General features: G+C 69.5%; 13 protein-coding genes. 5 read left to right on the top strand and 8 right to left on the bottom strand.

Annotation, left to right across the window (positions count from 1 at the left end; translation table 11 throughout):
• Positions 1 to 33: 33 nt before the first annotated feature.
• The 3 genes from ACQ754_RS04780 to ACQ754_RS04770 are packed head-to-tail and all read left to right on the top strand — an operon-like array spanning position 34 to position 2,716.
• On the top strand, positions 34 to 747 hold the full coding sequence (locus ACQ754_RS04780) for a glycosyltransferase family 2 protein (protein ID WP_440995856.1): 714 nt from the start codon (positions 34 to 36) through the stop codon (positions 745 to 747).
• Positions 744 to 1,025, top strand: coding sequence for a lipid-A-disaccharide synthase N-terminal domain-containing protein (locus ACQ754_RS04775; RefSeq protein ID WP_440995855.1), 282 nt, complete (start codon positions 744 to 746; stop codon positions 1,023 to 1,025). Before ACQ754_RS04780 ends, ACQ754_RS04775 begins: the two co-directional genes overlap by 4 nt.
• Positions 1,026 to 1,027: 2 nt before the next feature.
• Positions 1,028 to 2,716: an ArnT family glycosyltransferase gene (locus ACQ754_RS04770; RefSeq protein ID WP_440995854.1), complete on the top strand. Its 1,689-nt coding sequence runs from the start codon at positions 1,028 to 1,030 to the stop codon at positions 2,714 to 2,716.
• Here ACQ754_RS04770 and ACQ754_RS04765 read toward each other — a convergent pair.
• Genes ACQ754_RS04765 through ACQ754_RS04745 form a run of 5 tightly spaced genes read right to left on the bottom strand, consistent with a single transcriptional unit; the run spans position 2,658 to position 10,751 of the window.
• Entirely contained in the window at positions 2,658 to 5,306 is a 2,649-nt protein-coding gene (locus tag ACQ754_RS04765; protein WP_440995853.1) for an AMP-binding protein, read from the bottom strand. The two genes, ACQ754_RS04770 and ACQ754_RS04765, sit on opposite strands and share 59 nt — an antisense overlap.
• Positions 5,303 to 8,080, bottom strand: coding sequence for an ATP-binding protein (locus ACQ754_RS04760; RefSeq protein WP_440995852.1), 2,778 nt, complete (start codon positions 8,078 to 8,080; stop codon positions 5,303 to 5,305). The genes ACQ754_RS04765 and ACQ754_RS04760 overlap by 4 nt, the downstream gene beginning before the upstream one ends.
• The gene (locus tag ACQ754_RS04755) at positions 8,073 to 8,276 is read right to left on the bottom strand and encodes a hypothetical protein (protein ID WP_440995851.1); all 204 of its coding nucleotides are present in this window, start codon (positions 8,274 to 8,276) and stop codon (positions 8,073 to 8,075) included. Before ACQ754_RS04755 ends, ACQ754_RS04760 begins: the two co-directional genes overlap by 8 nt.
• 11 nt (positions 8,277 to 8,287) lie before the next feature.
• Complete coding sequence (locus tag ACQ754_RS04750) at positions 8,288 to 10,372, bottom strand: exonuclease domain-containing protein (RefSeq protein WP_440995850.1); 2,085 nt, start codon at positions 10,370 to 10,372, stop codon at positions 8,288 to 8,290.
• Positions 10,373 to 10,376: 4 nt separating this feature from the next.
• Entirely contained in the window at positions 10,377 to 10,751 is a 375-nt protein-coding gene (locus tag ACQ754_RS04745; protein WP_440995849.1) for a response regulator transcription factor, read from the bottom strand.
• 160 nt (positions 10,752 to 10,911) lie between these two features.
• Between ACQ754_RS04745 and ACQ754_RS04740 the strand changes: the two genes are divergently transcribed.
• On the top strand, positions 10,912 to 12,801 hold the full coding sequence (locus tag ACQ754_RS04740; protein WP_440995848.1) for a putative nucleotidyltransferase substrate binding domain-containing protein: 1,890 nt from the start codon (positions 10,912 to 10,914) through the stop codon (positions 12,799 to 12,801).
• Positions 12,802 to 12,823: 22 nt separating this feature from the next.
• A complete protein-coding gene (locus ACQ754_RS04735; RefSeq protein WP_440995847.1) occupies positions 12,824 to 13,678 on the top strand; it encodes a fumarylacetoacetate hydrolase family protein in 855 nt (284 codons plus the stop codon).
• Here ACQ754_RS04735 and ACQ754_RS04730 read toward each other — a convergent pair.
• From ACQ754_RS04730 to ACQ754_RS04720, 3 genes are all read right to left on the bottom strand, one after another.
• Positions 13,669 to 14,652, bottom strand: coding sequence for a L,D-transpeptidase family protein (locus ACQ754_RS04730; RefSeq protein WP_440995846.1), 984 nt, complete (start codon positions 14,650 to 14,652; stop codon positions 13,669 to 13,671). The two genes, ACQ754_RS04735 and ACQ754_RS04730, sit on opposite strands and share 10 nt — an antisense overlap.
• Before the next feature lie 57 nt (positions 14,653 to 14,709).
• Complete coding sequence (locus ACQ754_RS04725) at positions 14,710 to 14,994, bottom strand: hypothetical protein (protein ID WP_440995845.1); 285 nt, start codon at positions 14,992 to 14,994, stop codon at positions 14,710 to 14,712.
• Between the two features lie 67 nt (positions 14,995 to 15,061).
• Positions 15,062 to 15,871: a metallophosphoesterase gene (locus ACQ754_RS04720; RefSeq protein WP_440995844.1), complete on the bottom strand. Its 810-nt coding sequence runs from the start codon at positions 15,869 to 15,871 to the stop codon at positions 15,062 to 15,064.
• Positions 15,872 to 15,880 lie beyond the last annotated feature (9 nt).

The following is a 15,880-nucleotide window of genomic DNA, read 5'->3' as shown; positions in this document are numbered from 1 at the left end:
TGGCGCACTGGAATGCGGCAGAGGAGGCCGGCAATGGTGCTTTCCGTGGTGATCCCTGTGCTCGACGAGGCGCCCAATATCCCGGGCCTTGCCAGGGAGCTGGGGCATGCCCTGGCGGACATCGAGGCCTACGAGATCGTGTTCGTCGACGATGGCAGCAGCGACGACACTCAGGAGGTGCTGGCAGTCCTGAGCGCCGCCGATCCGCGCATCCGGCTGATCACCCATCCCGCCAATCGGGGTCAGAGCGCGGCCCTGACCAGTGGGGTGCGCGCTGCCCGGGGGGAATGGGTAGTGAGCCTCGATGGCGACGGCCAGAACGATCCCGCGGATATCCCGCGGTTGCTTGTCGAGCAACAACGCAGCGGTGCCCACCTGGTCACCGGCTGGCGTCGTCGGCGCAGGGATCGTTGGCATCGGCGCTGGTCGTCGCGCGTGGCCAATACGGTGCGTGGTCGGCTGCTCGGCGATGACTGCCCCGATACCGGTTGTGGCCTTAAGCTGTTCCGCCGCGCGGATTTCCTCGACCTGCCGCGGTTCGACCATATGCATCGATTCCTGCCGGCACTGTTCCGACGGGCCGGCCTCCCGGTGGCGAGTGTGGCGGTCTCGCACCGGGCCCGAGCCGCCGGCCATTCCAAGTACGGGCTCTTCGACCGCCTCTGGGTAGGGGTTGTGGATCTTCTTGGCGTGTCTTGGTTGGGCCGGCGCTGGATCCCCACCGACTACCGGGAGGTGCGGCCGTGAGCGGGCCCTCGCTCATCTGGTTGACGGTGGGTCTGACCGGTCAGGCGCTGTTCTCACTGCGGTTTCTGATCCAGTGGTTGCACAGTGAAAGGGCCCGCCGAAGCGTCATCCCCATCGCCTTCTGGTACTTCAGCGTTGCCGGCGGTATCACCCTGCTCGCCTATGCCGTCCACCGGCAGGATCCGGTTTTCATCCTGGGCCAGACGACTGGTTTAGTGATCTACCTGCGAAACCTGTGGTTCCTCCATCGCGAACGTCCGTCGACAGTGGAGGAATGAACATGAGGGCCGGGAGTGCGGTTGCCCTGTGGGCCCTGGCCATGGTGGCGGCGCTCACCGGTGTCTATCTTTGGGTGCTGCCGATTGTACCCATCGACGAGACGCGCTACCTAGGGGTCGCCCTGGAGATGTGGCAGCGTGGCGACCTCCTGGTGCCCTACAACAACGGGGTCCCCTACAGCCATAAACCGCCGTTGTTGTTCTGGTTGTTCCACGCCGGCTGGTCGGTGTTCGGCGTCAGTGAGATATGGCCGCGAGTGGCGGTGGCCGGTTGCGCCCTGGCAGCCCTGGGGCTGACCGCGCTCCTGGCCCGCCGCCTCTGGCCAAGGTGTCCCTGGGGCGTCGCCCTGGCGGTGATCTTGCTCGTCGGGACCTTTCCCTGGGCGCTGTGGACGCCGGTGGTGATGTTCGATGTGCTGCTCACAGTGCTGGTCCTGCTTGGGTTGGTCGGGACCCGGGAGTTGACCGGGGCGCGCCCGTGGCGCGGGGTGGCGCTGCTGGCGATGGGCGTCGGTGGCGGCGTCCTTGCCAAGGGGCCGGTGGTGCTGCTGCACCTCCTGCCGGTTGGTGTTCTCGCGCCGTTGTGGTATAGCCCTGCCCAGGGATGGGGGCGATGGTATGCCCGCTGGAGTGCGGGGATCGCGGCGGGCGCGGCCATTGCCCTGGGTTGGGCGGTGCCCGCCGCGCTGGCCGGCGGTCCGGACTACGCGCAGGCCATATTCTGGGGACAGAGCGCCGGCCGCATGGCGGACTCCTTCGCCCATGCGCGCCCGTGGTGGTGGTACCTCGTGCTCCTGCCTGTGATCCTGTTGCCGTGGGCACTATGGCGCCCCAGCTGGTGCGCCATTGCCGCGCTCGGCAGGGGTGGCGACGCCGGTAGCCGGTTCCTCCTGGCGTGGCTGGTCCCCGCCTTCGTCACCTTTATGTTGATCAGCGGCAAGCAGGTGCATTACCTCCTCCCCCTGCTGCCCGGCGTGGCGTTGCTATTCGCCCGCGGATTGACGGAGCGCACTGCGGGGCGCTGGTGGGATGGTTTTCCCTTCGCGCTGTTGGTCCTCGGGCTGGCCGGTTTCGTCGCGTGGGCGCCCGGGAGCCCGGCATTCGCCGACGCTCCGGGTTGGCTCGGTGACATACCCACGTGGGTGCCCTGGGCCATGGCGCTGGTGGCGCTCGTCATGACGCGCCTCCCCGAGGCGGTTACCGGTCAGGCCCTGGTGCTGTCCAGTGCGACTGTAGCGGTGCTGGTAATCCTGGTCGGAGGGATCGGGAAGGCGGCGGCCCCCTGGTACGACCTCTCCCCCGCGGCCCGGGTGGTCGCGAGTGCCCAGGGGGAGGGCCGGCCCGTGGCCCACGTGGGCAGCTACCACAACCGCCTCCGTTTCCCCGGGCGGCTGACCGCACCGGTGGAGGAGGTCTCTCACGGTGGCTGGAGGGTCTGGGCGTGCGCCCATTCCGAGGGGCTGGTGGTGCGCTATACCGAGCGCTCGCCGGCGGATCCAGCCGCCTCGGTCCTGCAGCGCCCGTTCCGTAGCGACTGGCTGGTCATACAGCGCGGTGGTGCCTGGGCCTGCCCGGCGTCAGCGCCGGCGGCGGGGGCGTGGCCACCGGCGAGGCGCGGTGAATCGGCCGCGTTCAGCATGCCTGTGTCTCACGGGCGAGTGTCTCCAGTGCGTTCTGTAGGGCAGCCGTGATCCTGCGCTCCTCATTGCCATAGGTGGCGGGGGGAATGGGGGTACCGATGAACAGCCGTACCCTCCCGGGACGCGGCAGGCGTCGGCCCGGTGGGAGCACCTCTCGGGTGCCCTCGATCCATACCGGGACCACGGGAACCGGCTGGGCCGCCAGTACTCGCCCGATGCCCGGGCGCAGGGCCTGGAGGCGGCCGTCGGGCGACCGCCCCCCTTCCGGGAACCAGATCAGGCTGTGGCCCCGCTGCAGGCAGGCGGCGGCGAGGGCGAGGCTGCGGCGCGGTGCCGCGCCGGGGTCGATGGGGAGCACGCCGGCGGTGCGGCTGAACCCCCGGGTGAGACGGTTGGAGAAGAGGTAGCTCTCCAGACCGGCCCAGTACAGGGATTCGAGCTGCTGGTGGCTCAGCGTGGGCAGCAGCGCCAGCGGGTCCATGAGGCTGAGGTGGCGCGGCGCGATCAGGTAGGGGCCGCCGTCCGGGAGACGACCGTGGACCTCGACGCGCATTACCAGCCGACCCAGCAGGCGGGCGATCCCCAGCAGCAGGTAGGCGATGGCGCGCCGCGGCGCGGCGTTCGGTTTCAGGGCCGTCCGCTGGTCCTCGCTGAGCATCGTCTCGGGCGCGGCGAGCTGATGGGCCAGATCGCTGCCCTCGTCCCGCGCCCGGGACGCACCGGCGGCCTCTCGCAGTAGGTCCCGCACCGTCTCGACCCGGGTGATGGCGGTGTCGTCGAGCTCGATGCCGGCCCGATCCTGTAGCGCCAGGGTGAGCTCCACCCAGCCCAGGGAATCGATCCCGAGGTCGCCGGCGAGCTCGCTGTCCGGGGTAAGGCGCCGGTCGTGGAAGCGCTCGGCGAGGTACTGCCAGGTATCGTGCGCGGCGGGGTCCGAGAGCAGTTGCTGGTCCTCGGGGGCCATGGCCTCGGGGGAAATCGGCGCGGTGCGCGAGCCGACAGCGCCATCGTCCGTTTCCAGCGCATCAAAGAGCTCGCGCAGCTTGTGACGGCGGAGCTTGCCGAGACGGGTACGGGGCAGGGGATCCAGCGAGATCCGCAGGACGCCCGGCCGGTGGTGGCTGGGCAGAGCCTGCGCGGCCTCCCGCGCCGCATCCCGCAGCTGAGCGCCGAGGCGTTCGCCGCTGAGCCCGCGGGTCAGGCGAGGCTCCGGGACCACGATGGCCGCGAGGCGGTCGCCGTGCTCGAGTACGCCGGCCTCGCGCACCGCCTCGGCGTCTTCCAGCACGTGTTCCACCCGTTCGGGGTCGATGTTCTCGCCCCCGGAGAGGAGGATCATGGCGGACTGGCGGCCGAACAGGTGGAGGTAGCCTTCGTCGTCCCGCTCGCCGGTGTCGCCGGTGTGGAACCAGCCGTCCTCGTCGAGTACCTCGGCGCTCTTCTCCGGCAGATTGAGGTAACCGCTGAAGACATTCGGCCCCTGGGCCATCACCTCGCCGTGCCTGCCAGCGGTGTGGTCGATGGTCAGCTCCACGCCGGGCAGGGGCAGACCCGCGGTGTCCAGCCGCAGGCGCTCGGGTGGGTTGTAGGTCAGGATTGGCGCGGTCTCGCTGAGCCCGTAGCCGGTGGCCACCTCCCAGCCGAGCGCCTGCAGGCTGCGGCCCAGGTCGGGGTCCAGGGCGGCACCACCGGCGACCACCAGGCGCAGGCGGGGGGCGAGGCGGGCATGGAGGTCGGCGAATAGCCGGTGGCCCAGGCGCAGGCCGAACCGCCGCCGCGCGAGCCGGGAGACGGCGAGCATCCGCCGGAACACCCATGCCGCAAACCGGCCACGTTCGGCGACACGCCCCTGCAGGGCCTCCCAGATGGCCTGATACAGTCGCGGTACGCCGAGCATCACCGTCGCCTCGCCCTCGCGCAGTGCCCGGACGATCTGCGGGCCCACCAGGGAGAACGGCACAATCAGCGGGGCGCCGAGGGTCAGCGGGGTCAGTATGCCGACGGTAAAGGGATAGACGTGATGAAACGGCAAGGGCACCAGGACCCGGTCGGAGGCGTCGGCGAGATCCTGGTCGCACAGCGCGCTGACATTGCTGGCGAGGTTTCTGTGGGTCAGCGGCACCCCTTTCGGCGGGCCCGTGGTTCCGGAGGTGTAGAAGATGGCGGCTACATCGTCGGGGCGGGCGCGGGTGGCCGAGGGCTGCGGGGCCAGCATATCGGCCCAGCTGTCGGCGGCCGGCGGGTTGGTATCGAGTAGACGCAGCGCCGCGTTGCCCAGCTCCGGGGGCAGGCGCTCCTTCAGCGACGTGGTGGTGAAAATGAACCGGGGCCGACAGTCGGCCAGGGAGTGCGAGAGATCCTCCCCAGGCATCTGCGTATCCAGTGGGATCGCGGCACCGCGGGCGTGCATCACACCCAGGGCGACCACGATCCAGTCCGTGCTGTTGGGGGCGAAGATCGCCACGCGGTCGCCGGGCTCCATGCCGTGCTGTTCCAAGCCGGCGGCCAGACGTGCCGCTCGGCCCAGGAGATCGTCTCGGGACGTGGTATGGAGGTCGTCGCGGCCCATCGCTACCACCGCATCCCGGTCCCCCGGAAGGGCACACGAGGTCAGTAGCTCGTCGATGGTTTCCGCGCTCATGGGCCACTCCCTCGTTCCCGGCGCGCCTGCAGTGCCCCCTGTACGTCCACCGCGCAGTGCTCACCGCCGGCCTCCGGGAGGTGGACAACGAAGCGGGCGCCCCCTTCCGGGCCGTTCTCGGCGTGGATGCGGCCCCAGTGGAGCTCGACGATGCGCCGGGTGATGGCCAGCCCCAGGCCACTGCCCTTGGGCTTGCCGCTGCCCGAATCGAGCTGATGGAACTTCTCGAAGATCCGCTGCAGCTCCGCCTCGGGGATGCCGGGGCCGTTGTCCTCGACCCACAAGCGGAAGCCGGTGCCCTCGCGTTCCAGGCCCAGGGTGACCCGGCCGTCACCCGGGTCGCAGAACTTCACCGCGTTGGAGAGCAGGTTGATGACCAACTGTACGAGCCGGTCCGGGTCGCCCTTGACCGGCGTGGCTTCCTCGGGGAGATCGGCGTTGACGGTGACTTCCCGGTCCTCGAAGAGCTGTCGGGTGCTCTCCATGGCGTCGGAGATAACCTCCTGGAGATCCACGGTCTCCAGGCGCCAGCCGGACCAGCCGCTCTCCATGCGCGATAGATCCAGCACCTCGTTGATCAGCCGGCTCAGCCGTTCGGTCTCCCGGACCACGATCTGGAGGAATTCGGAGCGCTTCTCGGCCGGCATCTCCGGGTTCTCCAGCAGGATCTCGCCGAACGCGCGGATGGAGGTCAGCGGCGTCCGCAACTCGTGGCTGACCATGGAGACGAATTCGTCCTTGAGTCGGTCAAGCTCGGTGAGGCGCTCGTTGGCAGCGCGCAGCTGCGCGGTGGCGCGTTCAAGCTCCTCGGATTTCTGTTCCAGCTGGCGGCTGTACTCGATGGCCTGGGAGGTGGCGTCGAGGATCTCCATCACCCCCGCGAAGGTCAGTGCCTCGGCCTTGACCACCGAGGAGATCATCACCCGCGCCGATGTCGAGCCGATGTGGCCGGCGAGTAGCCGTTCGGCGAAGCTCACCAGGGCCGGGTCCGCCTGGGCGGCGTCCTCCGGTATACCCCCGCGCCGGCGGCCGAAGTCGACGAGGGCCTCCTCCACCTCTGCCTCGCCGAGGAAGCGCTCGAGCAGGGCTCGCAGGTCGCCCACCGAGGCGCGACCCTCCCAGAAACTGCGCTCGTGCCCCGATTGGCGGAAGATGTCGACGAACAGCGCCGCCTGGATGCGGTCCAGGTCCTGTTGGCGGCTGAACAGCGATAGGCCAACCGTGAGGCCGATGTTCACCAACAGGCTCCAGAACACGGCGTGGGAGAGCGGGTCCAGGCCGGTGAGCCCGAGCACTGCCTCCGGGCGCAGCCAGGAGAGGCCGGCCGGCCCCTCGGCGAGCCAGGAGAACGGCAGCCAGCCGGAGCGGATAAACGACGGCACCAACAGCGTCCAGGCCCACAGCGACACGCCGCCGAGCATGCCCGCGATGGCGCCGTTGCGCGTGGCGCCGCGCCAGAATAGGCCGAGCAGTATCGGCGGGGCGAACTGCGCGGCGGCGGCGAAGGAGATCAACCCGATGCTGACGAGGGCGTAGGACTCACCGATGAGCGCGTAGTAGAGGTAGCCGAGGAGCACGGCGCCGACGATGGCCGCGCGGCGCACCGCCAACACCAGCCCGGATAGGTCGCGGAGGCCGCCGGCCTCCAAGGCCCGTAGGCGCAGCAGCGCCGGCATGACCAGGTCGTTGCTGACCATGATGGACAGCGCCACCGTGGCCACGATGACCATGCTGGTGGCCGCGGAGAAACCGCCGATATAGACGAACAGTGCCAGCAGGCGCTGACCCTCGGCCAGGGGCAGGGTGAGCACAAAGGTGTCCGGGTCCACGGAACCCGGGGCGAAGCTGGTAAGCCCTGCAACCGCGATGGGCAGTACGAACACGTTGATCGCGAGTAGGTACAGCGGGAACAGCCAGGAGGCGGTGCGCACGTGGTTCTCGTCGACGTTCTCCACCACGGTGACCTGGAACTGTCGGGGCAGAAACAGGATTGCCCCCATGGACAACAGGGTGAGGGTGAACCAGTTGCCGTAGCCCCCGGGCAAGGCGTCCATGGAAAACAGGCGGCGGATATCGGGGTTGGTCATGGCCCGCTCGGCGAGGTCGGTGAAGCCGCCGAACATGCCCCAGGTCACAAAGGCGCCCACCGCGAGGAAGGCGACGAGCTTGACCACCGATTCCACGGCGATGGCGGCCACCATGCCCTCGTGGCGCTCGGTGGCGTCCAGGTGCCGGGTGCCGAAGAGGATGGAGAAGATGGCGAGCACCGCGGCCACGTACAGGGCCTTGTCCACCCAGAAGCCCTGGTCCGAGGGCAGTGCCTCGGGTCCCTGGAGCACCGTGTAGCTCACCGACACGGCCTTGAGCTGCAGGGCGATATAGGGCGTGACCGTAATAATGGCCACCACCGTGGCCAGCGACCCCAGGAGCATGCTCTTGCCGTAGCGGGAGGCGATGAGATCCGCCACTGAGGTGATTCGGTAGGTCTTGCAGATGCGGATGATCTTGCGCAGCACCAGCCACCACAGCGCCGCCATCAGCGTTGGCCCGATGTAGATAGGCAGAAAGCCGAGGCCCGTGGTGGCCGCGCGGCCGACGCTGCCGTAAAAGGTCCAGGCGGTGCAGAACACTGCCATGGATAACGTGTAGACATAGGGGCTCGCCGCCAGGGGGCGGCCGCCCCGGTCGTGGTGCCGATCGGCCACCCAGGCGATGGCGAAGAGCAGGCCGAGGTAGAGGAAGGAGGCGAGCAGGACGACGCGCTCGTCAATCATCCTTGCGCTCCCCGCGCTGCCTGCCGAACAGAAGGCGGATGAGCACGATGAATGCCGCCCAGATGGCGAACAGCCCGATCCAGAGCACGGGCGCGTTGCCGTCGCCCTCGAGCACTGCCAGCAGCGGGAAGTTGAAGGCGACCACGCCCAGGAGGAACAGTGCGAGGAGGCGTTCGTTGGACGGCCCCTGCTGCATGAGCGCCCCCGCTAAAAGGCCCGCTGCTGGCGACGAAATTCCACCATGCGCTCGGAGGCGTTCACCGCGTCGCGCAGGGTGACGATGCCGTGGTCGGGTAGCAGATGCACCAGAGCGGTGAAGATTTCCGCGGTGGTCAGCGCGTCGCCCATGGCGGTATGGCGGCCGGAGACCTCCACCCCCAGACGTCGGGCGATGGACTCCAGGGCATGGTCGGGGGTGTGGTCGTGGATGAGGATGGATAGCAGCAGGGTGTCGAGCACCGGATTGTCGAAGCGTACCCCGGTGTTGCGCTGCTTTAGCCGCAGGAAGCGCATGTCGAAGGCGGCGTTATGGGCCACCAGCACCGCATCGCCGACGAATTCCCGGAACCGCGGCAGGGCCACGGTGATATCCGGCGCGTCCGCCACGTCTTCGTCGGTGATGCCGTGGAAGCGCGTCGAGGTCTCGGGGATCTCCCGTCCCGGGTTGATCAGGGTCTCGAAGGTCTCGCCGTCGCGTACCTGGGTGCCCGAGACGCGGACCGCGCCGATCTGGATGATCTCGTCACCGTGGCTCGGCTCCAAGCCGGTGGTCTCGGTATCGAAGACCACGTAATCCAGCTCCGCCAGCGGCCGTTCCGCCAGCTCCCCCAGCGGTCGGGCACGCTCGCCCAGACTGAAGTCATAGAACTCGGGGCGCGGCGGCAGGGGGTTGCGGGTTTCGGGCTCGTGCTGGGAGGCCGGCAGGGGCAGGCGCAGCAGGGCATGCCCCGGCCGCTCCGGATGGGCCCGGCTCCAGATGGCGGTGTCGTGGCGGTCAAGCACCTCGCGGGTCGTTACGGTGCTGCCGGCGTCCTCCAGCGGTGCGTCGAGCCAGCCCGCCAGGCGGGCGGAGGGCACCGCCTCGCCGGCCCATACCAGGTCCACATAGACTCGATCCTTGTGGGTGGTGGTCTCCACCTCCACCGTCTCCACCCCCTGCTCCTCGCCCAGGCGCAGCAGCAGTTCCCGGAGTACCTGGCCGATGAGGTAGCCCTCGGCCCGCAGCCAGTGCCCGGCGGTGATCAGCCGGACCTCGGGTAGGGCCGCATCGGTGCGCTGCACGCTGGCGAGGATGTCCTCGGAATACAGGTCGGCTAGGCGCCAGGGGTCGGTGACCACGTTCTGCGCCTCGTGGAACAGGGTGTCGAAGCCGGAGGCGAGGCGCCGGCTCTCGTCGCGGATGATCCGCTCGAAGCGTTGCCGGGCATCGGCAAGGCCCTTCTCCTCGGCGGCTTCCAGGTTGTCCGCGGCGGCACTGAGGCTGGCCAGGGGGTCGCGGAGGTCCTCGATGGCGCGGCGCAGCGCCCGCTCCTGGCGCAGCAGGTCCCGGGTGGCGGCGCTGACGTCCTCCAGGGTGAGCACGAAGCCCCCGTTCTCGGCGGTGCCATCGGGGAGCAGGCCGAGCCGGCAGCGCAGCAGCCGGGAGGCATCGGCGGTGGCGCAGACGAAGTCCGCGCCGCGGTGGCCCTCGCTGCCGCCGTTGGCGCTGCCGTGGCGGAGCATCTCCAGGGTGTGCTCCAGCGGCAGGTGGGCGAGCACGTCCATGACGGAACGGCCGAGGCCCAGGGCGGGTTGGTCCCGGAGCAGGGCGCGGGCGGCCTCATTGTAGAGCAGGATGCGGCCCTCGCCGTCGCAGACCACCACCCCCTCGCGGATCTCGCGGACCACGGTCTCCAGGCGGTTCTTTCGGTCCTCGATCTGCGCCGACCAGGAGGCGACCGCCTTGTCGAGCTCCGCGCGGCTCCGTGCCAGGGCATCCCCCAGCGCCTGCACCGAGTCCGGCAGCTCGCCGAGCCAGTGGTGGCGGCCCAGCTCCAGGGCGTGGGCGGGGTTGGAGCGGGCCATGATTCGGGCGCCGCGGTCGACTGCCGCCAGCGGCCGGAACAGCAGCCAATCCAGCGATACCCAGACCAACAGTAGGAGCGCTACCGCCGCGGCGGTCATCGCCGCGGGCCACTGGGGCTGGGCGGCGAGGTAGGTGGCGGTGGCACCGCCACCCAGCGCTATCGCCGTGGCCGTGCCCACCAGCAGCCATAGGCGGCGGCGCACCGGGGGCAGGCGGAACCCCCGCACCCTGTCAGCCCCCCTCGCCGGCGATCCGGCGAACGCGCTCCACCACCTCGCTGGTGGAGAAAGGCTTGACGATATAGTCGTCGGCGCCCAGCGAGATCCCCTTCTCGCGGTCGATCTCACGGCCCCGGGCGGTGAGCATGATCACCGGCACCTCGGCGAGCTCGGGGTCGTCGCGCAGGGTCTGGCAGATCTCGTAGCCGTCGGTACCGGGGAGCATGATGTCGAGCAGCACCACGTCCGGGCGTTGCTCGCGTGCCGCGGCCAGGGCGTCCTCCCCGTTGTCCGTTGTGGTGACCGTGAAGCCTGCCTGCTCGAGTAGGAATTCCAGAGACAGGACGATGTTGGGTTCATCGTCGACGACGAGCACGTGCTTCGACATGGATCGATCCCGTTATCTCGTTGGCGCACGCGGGCGCTTCCAGCGCCCCTCTCCTCCCGGGGCCCTACGACCCCTTATTGGACCAGTATATGGTATTCGACCGTTCCCCGTCGCGAGGGTAGGCTGTCGGTGGAGCCGGAAACGGTAGGCGGGGGTGCCGATGCACAGCGTCGATGAACAGCCTGAGGCGATCCAGCGTTTCCTCGAGGGGCACACGCCCTTCGATGCCATGGAACCGCGGCATCGTGACCTGCTCGCCACCCATGCCGAGGTGCTGGCATTTGCCGACGGGGAGGTCATCCTGGAGCCCGGGAACCGCCGGGTGGAGTATCTCTATATCGTCGCCATCGGCGGTGTGGAGGGGGAGCGGCCCCTTGCCGAGGGTGAGCGCTTCGAGCTCGGGGCGGGGGAAAGCTTCCCCATGGGGGCGTTGCTCGGCGAGCGCGCCACGCGCACCGTCTACCGCGCCCTCGGTGAGACCCGGTGCTACCGGGTCGGGCGGGAGGTGTTCGCCCAGCTGTTCACGGAGAGCCCGCCGTTCCGGGACTTCTGTATCCGCGGGGTGAGCAGCCTGCTCGATCAGGTCCAGCGCCACATCCAGGTCTCCGCGGCCCAAAACCTCGGGGCGGAGACCAGCTTCGATACCCCCCTGGGTGAGCTCATGCGTGGCGAGCCGGTTACCTGTGGGCCGCGCACGCCGGCACGGGAGGCCGTGGCACGGATGCACGGGCGCAAGGTCGGCAGTATCGTAGTCGTGGATGAGGCGGGCCGGCCCGCCGGTATCTTCACCCTCCACGACCTCCGCGCCCTGGTCAGTGCCGGGGCCGACCTGGATCAGCCCGTCGCGGATGCCATGACGCCGGAGCCGCTGGGCTTGCCCGAGGAGACCTTCGCCTTCGAGGCGGTGTTGCTCATGGCCCGCGAGCACATCCGTCACGTGGTGGTGACCCGGGACGAGCGCCTGGTGGGGGTGGTCTCGGAACGGGATCTGTTCGCGCTGCAGCGCATCAACGTCGTGCATATCATGCGCGGGATCAGCCGGGCGGGCTCCGTGGAAGAGCTGGCGGAGTCCCGTCGCGGGGTGCAGCCGCTCATCGACACGATGATGGCCCACGGCGCCGAGGTGGAGCAGCTGACCCGCATCATTACCCTGCTCAACGACCGAACCGCCATGCGTGCCATCGAGCTGGTGCGCGAGGAGTATGGAGATCCCGGCATCGGCTTCACCTGGCTCGCCTTCGGCAGCGAGGGCCGCGGCGAGCAGACCCTGGTCACCGATCAGGACAACGCCATCCTCTTCGAACTGCCGCCGGGGGAGACGGCAGAGGCGGTGCGGGAGCGGCTCCTGCCGCTGGCGCGGCGCATCAATGAGGCGTTGGCGGCCTGTGGCTTTCCCTTGTGCCCCGGCAACATCATGGCGAGCAATCCCGGTCTGTGCCTGTCCCTGGACGAATGGCGGGGGTTGTTCCGGCGGATCATCGTCAGCCCTACCCCCGAGAACCTGCTGAAATCGAGCATATACTTCGATATGCGCCCTATCTGGGGGCCCCCGGAGCCCGCCGAGCGGCTCTTCGAGGAGGTCCTCGCCCTGACCGGGAAGAATTCCATCTTCCTGCACATGATGGCCGGGAACGCCCTGCAGAATCGCCCACCGCTGGGGCTGTTCCGGGATTTCATCACCGAGCGTGAGGCCGGCAGCCGGCGGGAGGTCCTCGACCTCAAGGTCCGGGGGCTGACGCCCTTCGTCGACGGTGCCCGGCTGCTTTGCCTGGAGGCGGGGATCGCGGAGGCGAACACCCTGGAGCGGCTGCGCCGGCTCGCCGAGGCGGGCATCGCCGGTGAGGACGAGGCGGATGCCTGGCGGCGCTCCTTCGCCTTCATCCAGCTCCTGCGCATGCGCCTGCACCAGGGCCAGGCCCGCGCCGGGGAGGCGATGAACAACCGGTTGGATCCGGAGACCCTCAACCCACTGGACCGACGCATCCTCAAGGAGGCCTTCCGCCAGGCCCGTGCCCTGCAGCGCAAGCTGGAGGTCCGCTATCACGTATGACGCATCAGGAGACGCGAGCACCATGCGACTGATCCGGTTCGGTCCCCCCGGCGCCGAGCGACCGGGCCTGCTGGACGCCGACGGCGTGCCCCGCGACCTCTCGGGGCAGGTCGATGACCTCGGCGGGGCGGCCCTCGCCCCGGAATCACTACAGGCCCTGGCGGCCCTGGATCCCGCGTCGCTGCCGCTGGTGGCGGGCTCGCCGCGGCTCGGGCCGTGCATCGCGCGGCCCGGCAAGATTCTCGGCATCGGTCTGAATTACCGGGATCATGCCCGGGAGACCGGGGCACGGCCCCCCGACCGGCCCATCGTCTTCCAGAAGGCGTCTTCGTCGGTCTGCGGACCGGATGATGACCTGCTCCGGCCACCCGGTGCCGAGCAGCTGGATTGGGAGGTGGAGCTGGGCGTGGTGATCGGGATGCCGGCGCGGCGGGTGACTGCCGCGAACGCCCTTAGGTATGTGGCCGGCTATTGCGTGGTCGACGATGTCTCCGAACGGGACTGGCAGCGGAACCACGGGGGCCAGTTCACCAAGGGCAAGAGCCATGACAGCTTCTGCCCGCTGGGTCCCCATCTGGTGAGCGCGGAAGCGGTGCCCGACCCGCAGTCGCTCCGGCTGTGGACGATGGTCAATGGCGAGCTCATGCAGGACGGAACCACCGCGGAGATGATCTTCCCAGTCGCCGAGCTCATCGCGCATCTCAGTGGCTACATGACCCTGGAGCCTGGTGACATCATCGCCACCGGCACCCCGGCCGGCGTCGGTCTGGGCATGGAGCCACCGCGGTTCCTCCAGCCCGGGGACACCGTGCGCCTCGGGGTGGAGGGGCTCGGCGAGCAGCACCACCGGGTGGTAGCGGTGGAGGATCAGTCGTAGCCGGTGACCGGCGTAGGCACCCCGGTGGGCCGTTCGAGAACCGCCGCTACCCGATTGCGGTCCACCAGGTGGCCGCGTTCCAGGGCCTCGTTGCTGATGCGTGTGGCATGGGCGTTGCGCTCGCGCTCACTGAAGCGTAGGTCCTTCGCCGTGTAGTCCTGATCCGTGGGCAGCGGGTGGGCCTCAACCCACAGGCGTCCCTGGGACCAGGCGGTCTTCACCGGTTGGTGCACCAGGTGTACCGGCGCCCCCCGCGGGACCTGGGGGAATAGCGCAGCGATGTCCTCGGGGTAGAGTCGCACGCAGCCATGGGAGACCCGCATGCCCACGCCGGCGGGGCGGTTCGTGCCGTGGATCAGATAGCCCGGCAGGTCCAGGATCAGGGCATAGGCCCCGAGGGGGTTGTCCGGGCCCGGCGGCACCTCCCGTGGCAGCCGCTCACCGCGGGCGGCCGCCTCGGCGCGGATGGACGCCGGTGGATACCAGGCGGGCTGGGGGATCTTCTCGGTGACGCGCGCGGTGCCCAGCGGTGTGCCCCAGTCCTGCCGGCCGATACCGATGGGGTGGCTGTCCACGTGCCGGCCGTCCTCGCCGTAATAGTACAGCCGCAGCTCCGGGGCATTGATTACGATCCCCTGCCGGGGTGTGTCCGGGAGGATGAAGCGCCGCGGCACGATCACCGGGGTGCCGTCGCCCGGCAGCCAGAAGTCCTTGTCCGGATTGGCGAGGAGAATGTCCCAGTACCCCAGGTCGAAGCGCCGGGCCACGTGGTGCAGGGTCTCGCCGTCGCGGACGATGCTGACGTGGGTGCGGCCCACGAGGGCGTCGCCGTTGGCCGGTGTCGGCCAGCGGTAGAGGTGGGTCCGGGCGGTCTCCAACGGATCCGACCTGGCCAGCGCGGGGGCGATGGCGGGTAAGGCACCCAATGCCTGCAGCAGTCGCCGGCGTCGGGGGTCGAAAGGGGGCTGCGGCATGTTCCTCGTTCCCGGGGGCGAACAGGCCGCTATCGTGCCAGCTTGTGGCAGGCGTCGCTAGCGGGCGAGCTCGACGCAGCGCCAGATGTGATCTTCGCGGAAGCGCAGCAGCCGACGCTCTCCCGCCCGAGGCGGCCGCCGGGCCCTACCGTCACTCGGATACCGGGCCAGCGCCACGCCGACGAGCTCATCGGCGCGCACCGCGAGCAGGCGGACGTCGATCCACTCGCCGCCGCAGCAGAGCTGGACGACATCCCCGGTGGCCGCCTGGTAGCGCGCACCGGTGGGGGTATGCAGGGGCTGGTGGCGCCTGCGCGGGTGGAGGGGGGCGCTGTCTTCCATGGGCTCCGTCCTCGTGGGCCGCTCTCGAGTAGTGGACCCATGGTAGTTCCGCGGGATGACGCCACGGTTACAGGGTGATCACCTTGGCCGGATCGAAGGCGACACCGTCGATGGCGGCTGGTGACTCCTCGGGATAGCCGGGCTGGTTGGCGACGAAACGGGTGCCGTGGGCCGTGAAATCGGCGTTGGCATGCGTGTGCCCGGAGATCCAGAGCGCCGGACGCCGCGTGTGGGCCAGCGCCCGGAGATCCGAGACGAACGCGGCGCTGAGGCCGTTGCGCGGATAGCCGGGATGGCACAGCGCCGGGATGCCGGGGTGATGGGTGACCACCACGCTCGGGCCGTCCCACCGCCGGGCGAGGGTATGGTCCAGCCACTCCCGGCTGACCAGGTGATCGTCCCGGGCCTGTGTCGGGGTGAACGGTCCTTCTTCGGTGTGGATGAAGTGATGGTCCACCATCGTTTCCGCCGCGAGGCGCTGATTCTCCCGGATCGCGGCGGGATCGCCGGCCGTGCCCAGGCGATAGTCGGTCCACAGGGTGGCCCCCAGGAACCGTACCCGACCCAATTGCAGCACCTCCCGCTCGAGGACGTGGACCTCGCCCATGCCACGGGCCCGTAGCGCACGGGCGGTCTCACGGCACTGGCCGGCGAGTTCCGGATGGTACCAGCCGTGGTATTCATGGTTGCCGAGGACGTAGATCACCGGGACAGAGCGGGTCGCGGAGAGCCGTGCCGCGGCCTCGACGCCGTGGGTCCCGGTGGCGATATCCCCGGCGAGGACGACGACATCCGCGCTGGCGGGCGGCACCAGTGCCTCCAGGGTCTCGCCGTTGCGGGTCTCCAGATGAATGTCACTGACCGCCTGTATGCGCACGTCTCCGCC

The sequence above is a fragment of the Arhodomonas sp. SL1 genome (assembly GCF_052060015.1).
Lineage (GTDB): Bacteria > Pseudomonadota > Gammaproteobacteria > Nitrococcales > Nitrococcaceae > Arhodomonas.
This window is presented reverse-complemented; position numbering and strand designations above follow the sequence as displayed.

Bases quoted from the DNA above. Each gene is read 5' to 3' on its own strand.
- ACQ754_RS04780 (WP_440995856.1), top strand. From the start codon at position 34: ATGGTGCTTTCCGTGGTGATCCCTGTGCTCGACGAGGCGCCCAATATC.
- ACQ754_RS04770 (WP_440995854.1), top strand. From the start codon at position 1,028: ATGAGGGCCGGGAGTGCGGTTGCCCTGTGGGCCCTGGCCATGGTGGCG.
- ACQ754_RS04765 (WP_440995853.1), bottom strand. From the start codon at position 5,306: ATGAGCGCGGAAACCATCGACGAGCTACTGACCTCGTGTGCCCTTCCG.
- ACQ754_RS04760 (WP_440995852.1), bottom strand. From the start codon at position 8,080: ATGATTGACGAGCGCGTCGTCCTGCTCGCCTCCTTCCTCTACCTCGGC.
- ACQ754_RS04755 (WP_440995851.1), bottom strand. From the start codon at position 8,276: ATGCAGCAGGGGCCGTCCAACGAACGCCTCCTCGCACTGTTCCTCCTG.
- ACQ754_RS04745 (WP_440995849.1), bottom strand. From the start codon at position 10,751: ATGTCGAAGCACGTGCTCGTCGTCGACGATGAACCCAACATCGTCCTG.
- ACQ754_RS04740 (WP_440995848.1), top strand. From the start codon at position 10,912: ATGCACAGCGTCGATGAACAGCCTGAGGCGATCCAGCGTTTCCTCGAG.
- ACQ754_RS04735 (WP_440995847.1), top strand. From the start codon at position 12,824: ATGCGACTGATCCGGTTCGGTCCCCCCGGCGCCGAGCGACCGGGCCTG.
- ACQ754_RS04730 (WP_440995846.1), bottom strand. From the start codon at position 14,652: ATGCCGCAGCCCCCTTTCGACCCCCGACGCCGGCGACTGCTGCAGGCA.
- ACQ754_RS04725 (WP_440995845.1), bottom strand. From the start codon at position 14,994: ATGGAAGACAGCGCCCCCCTCCACCCGCGCAGGCGCCACCAGCCCCTG.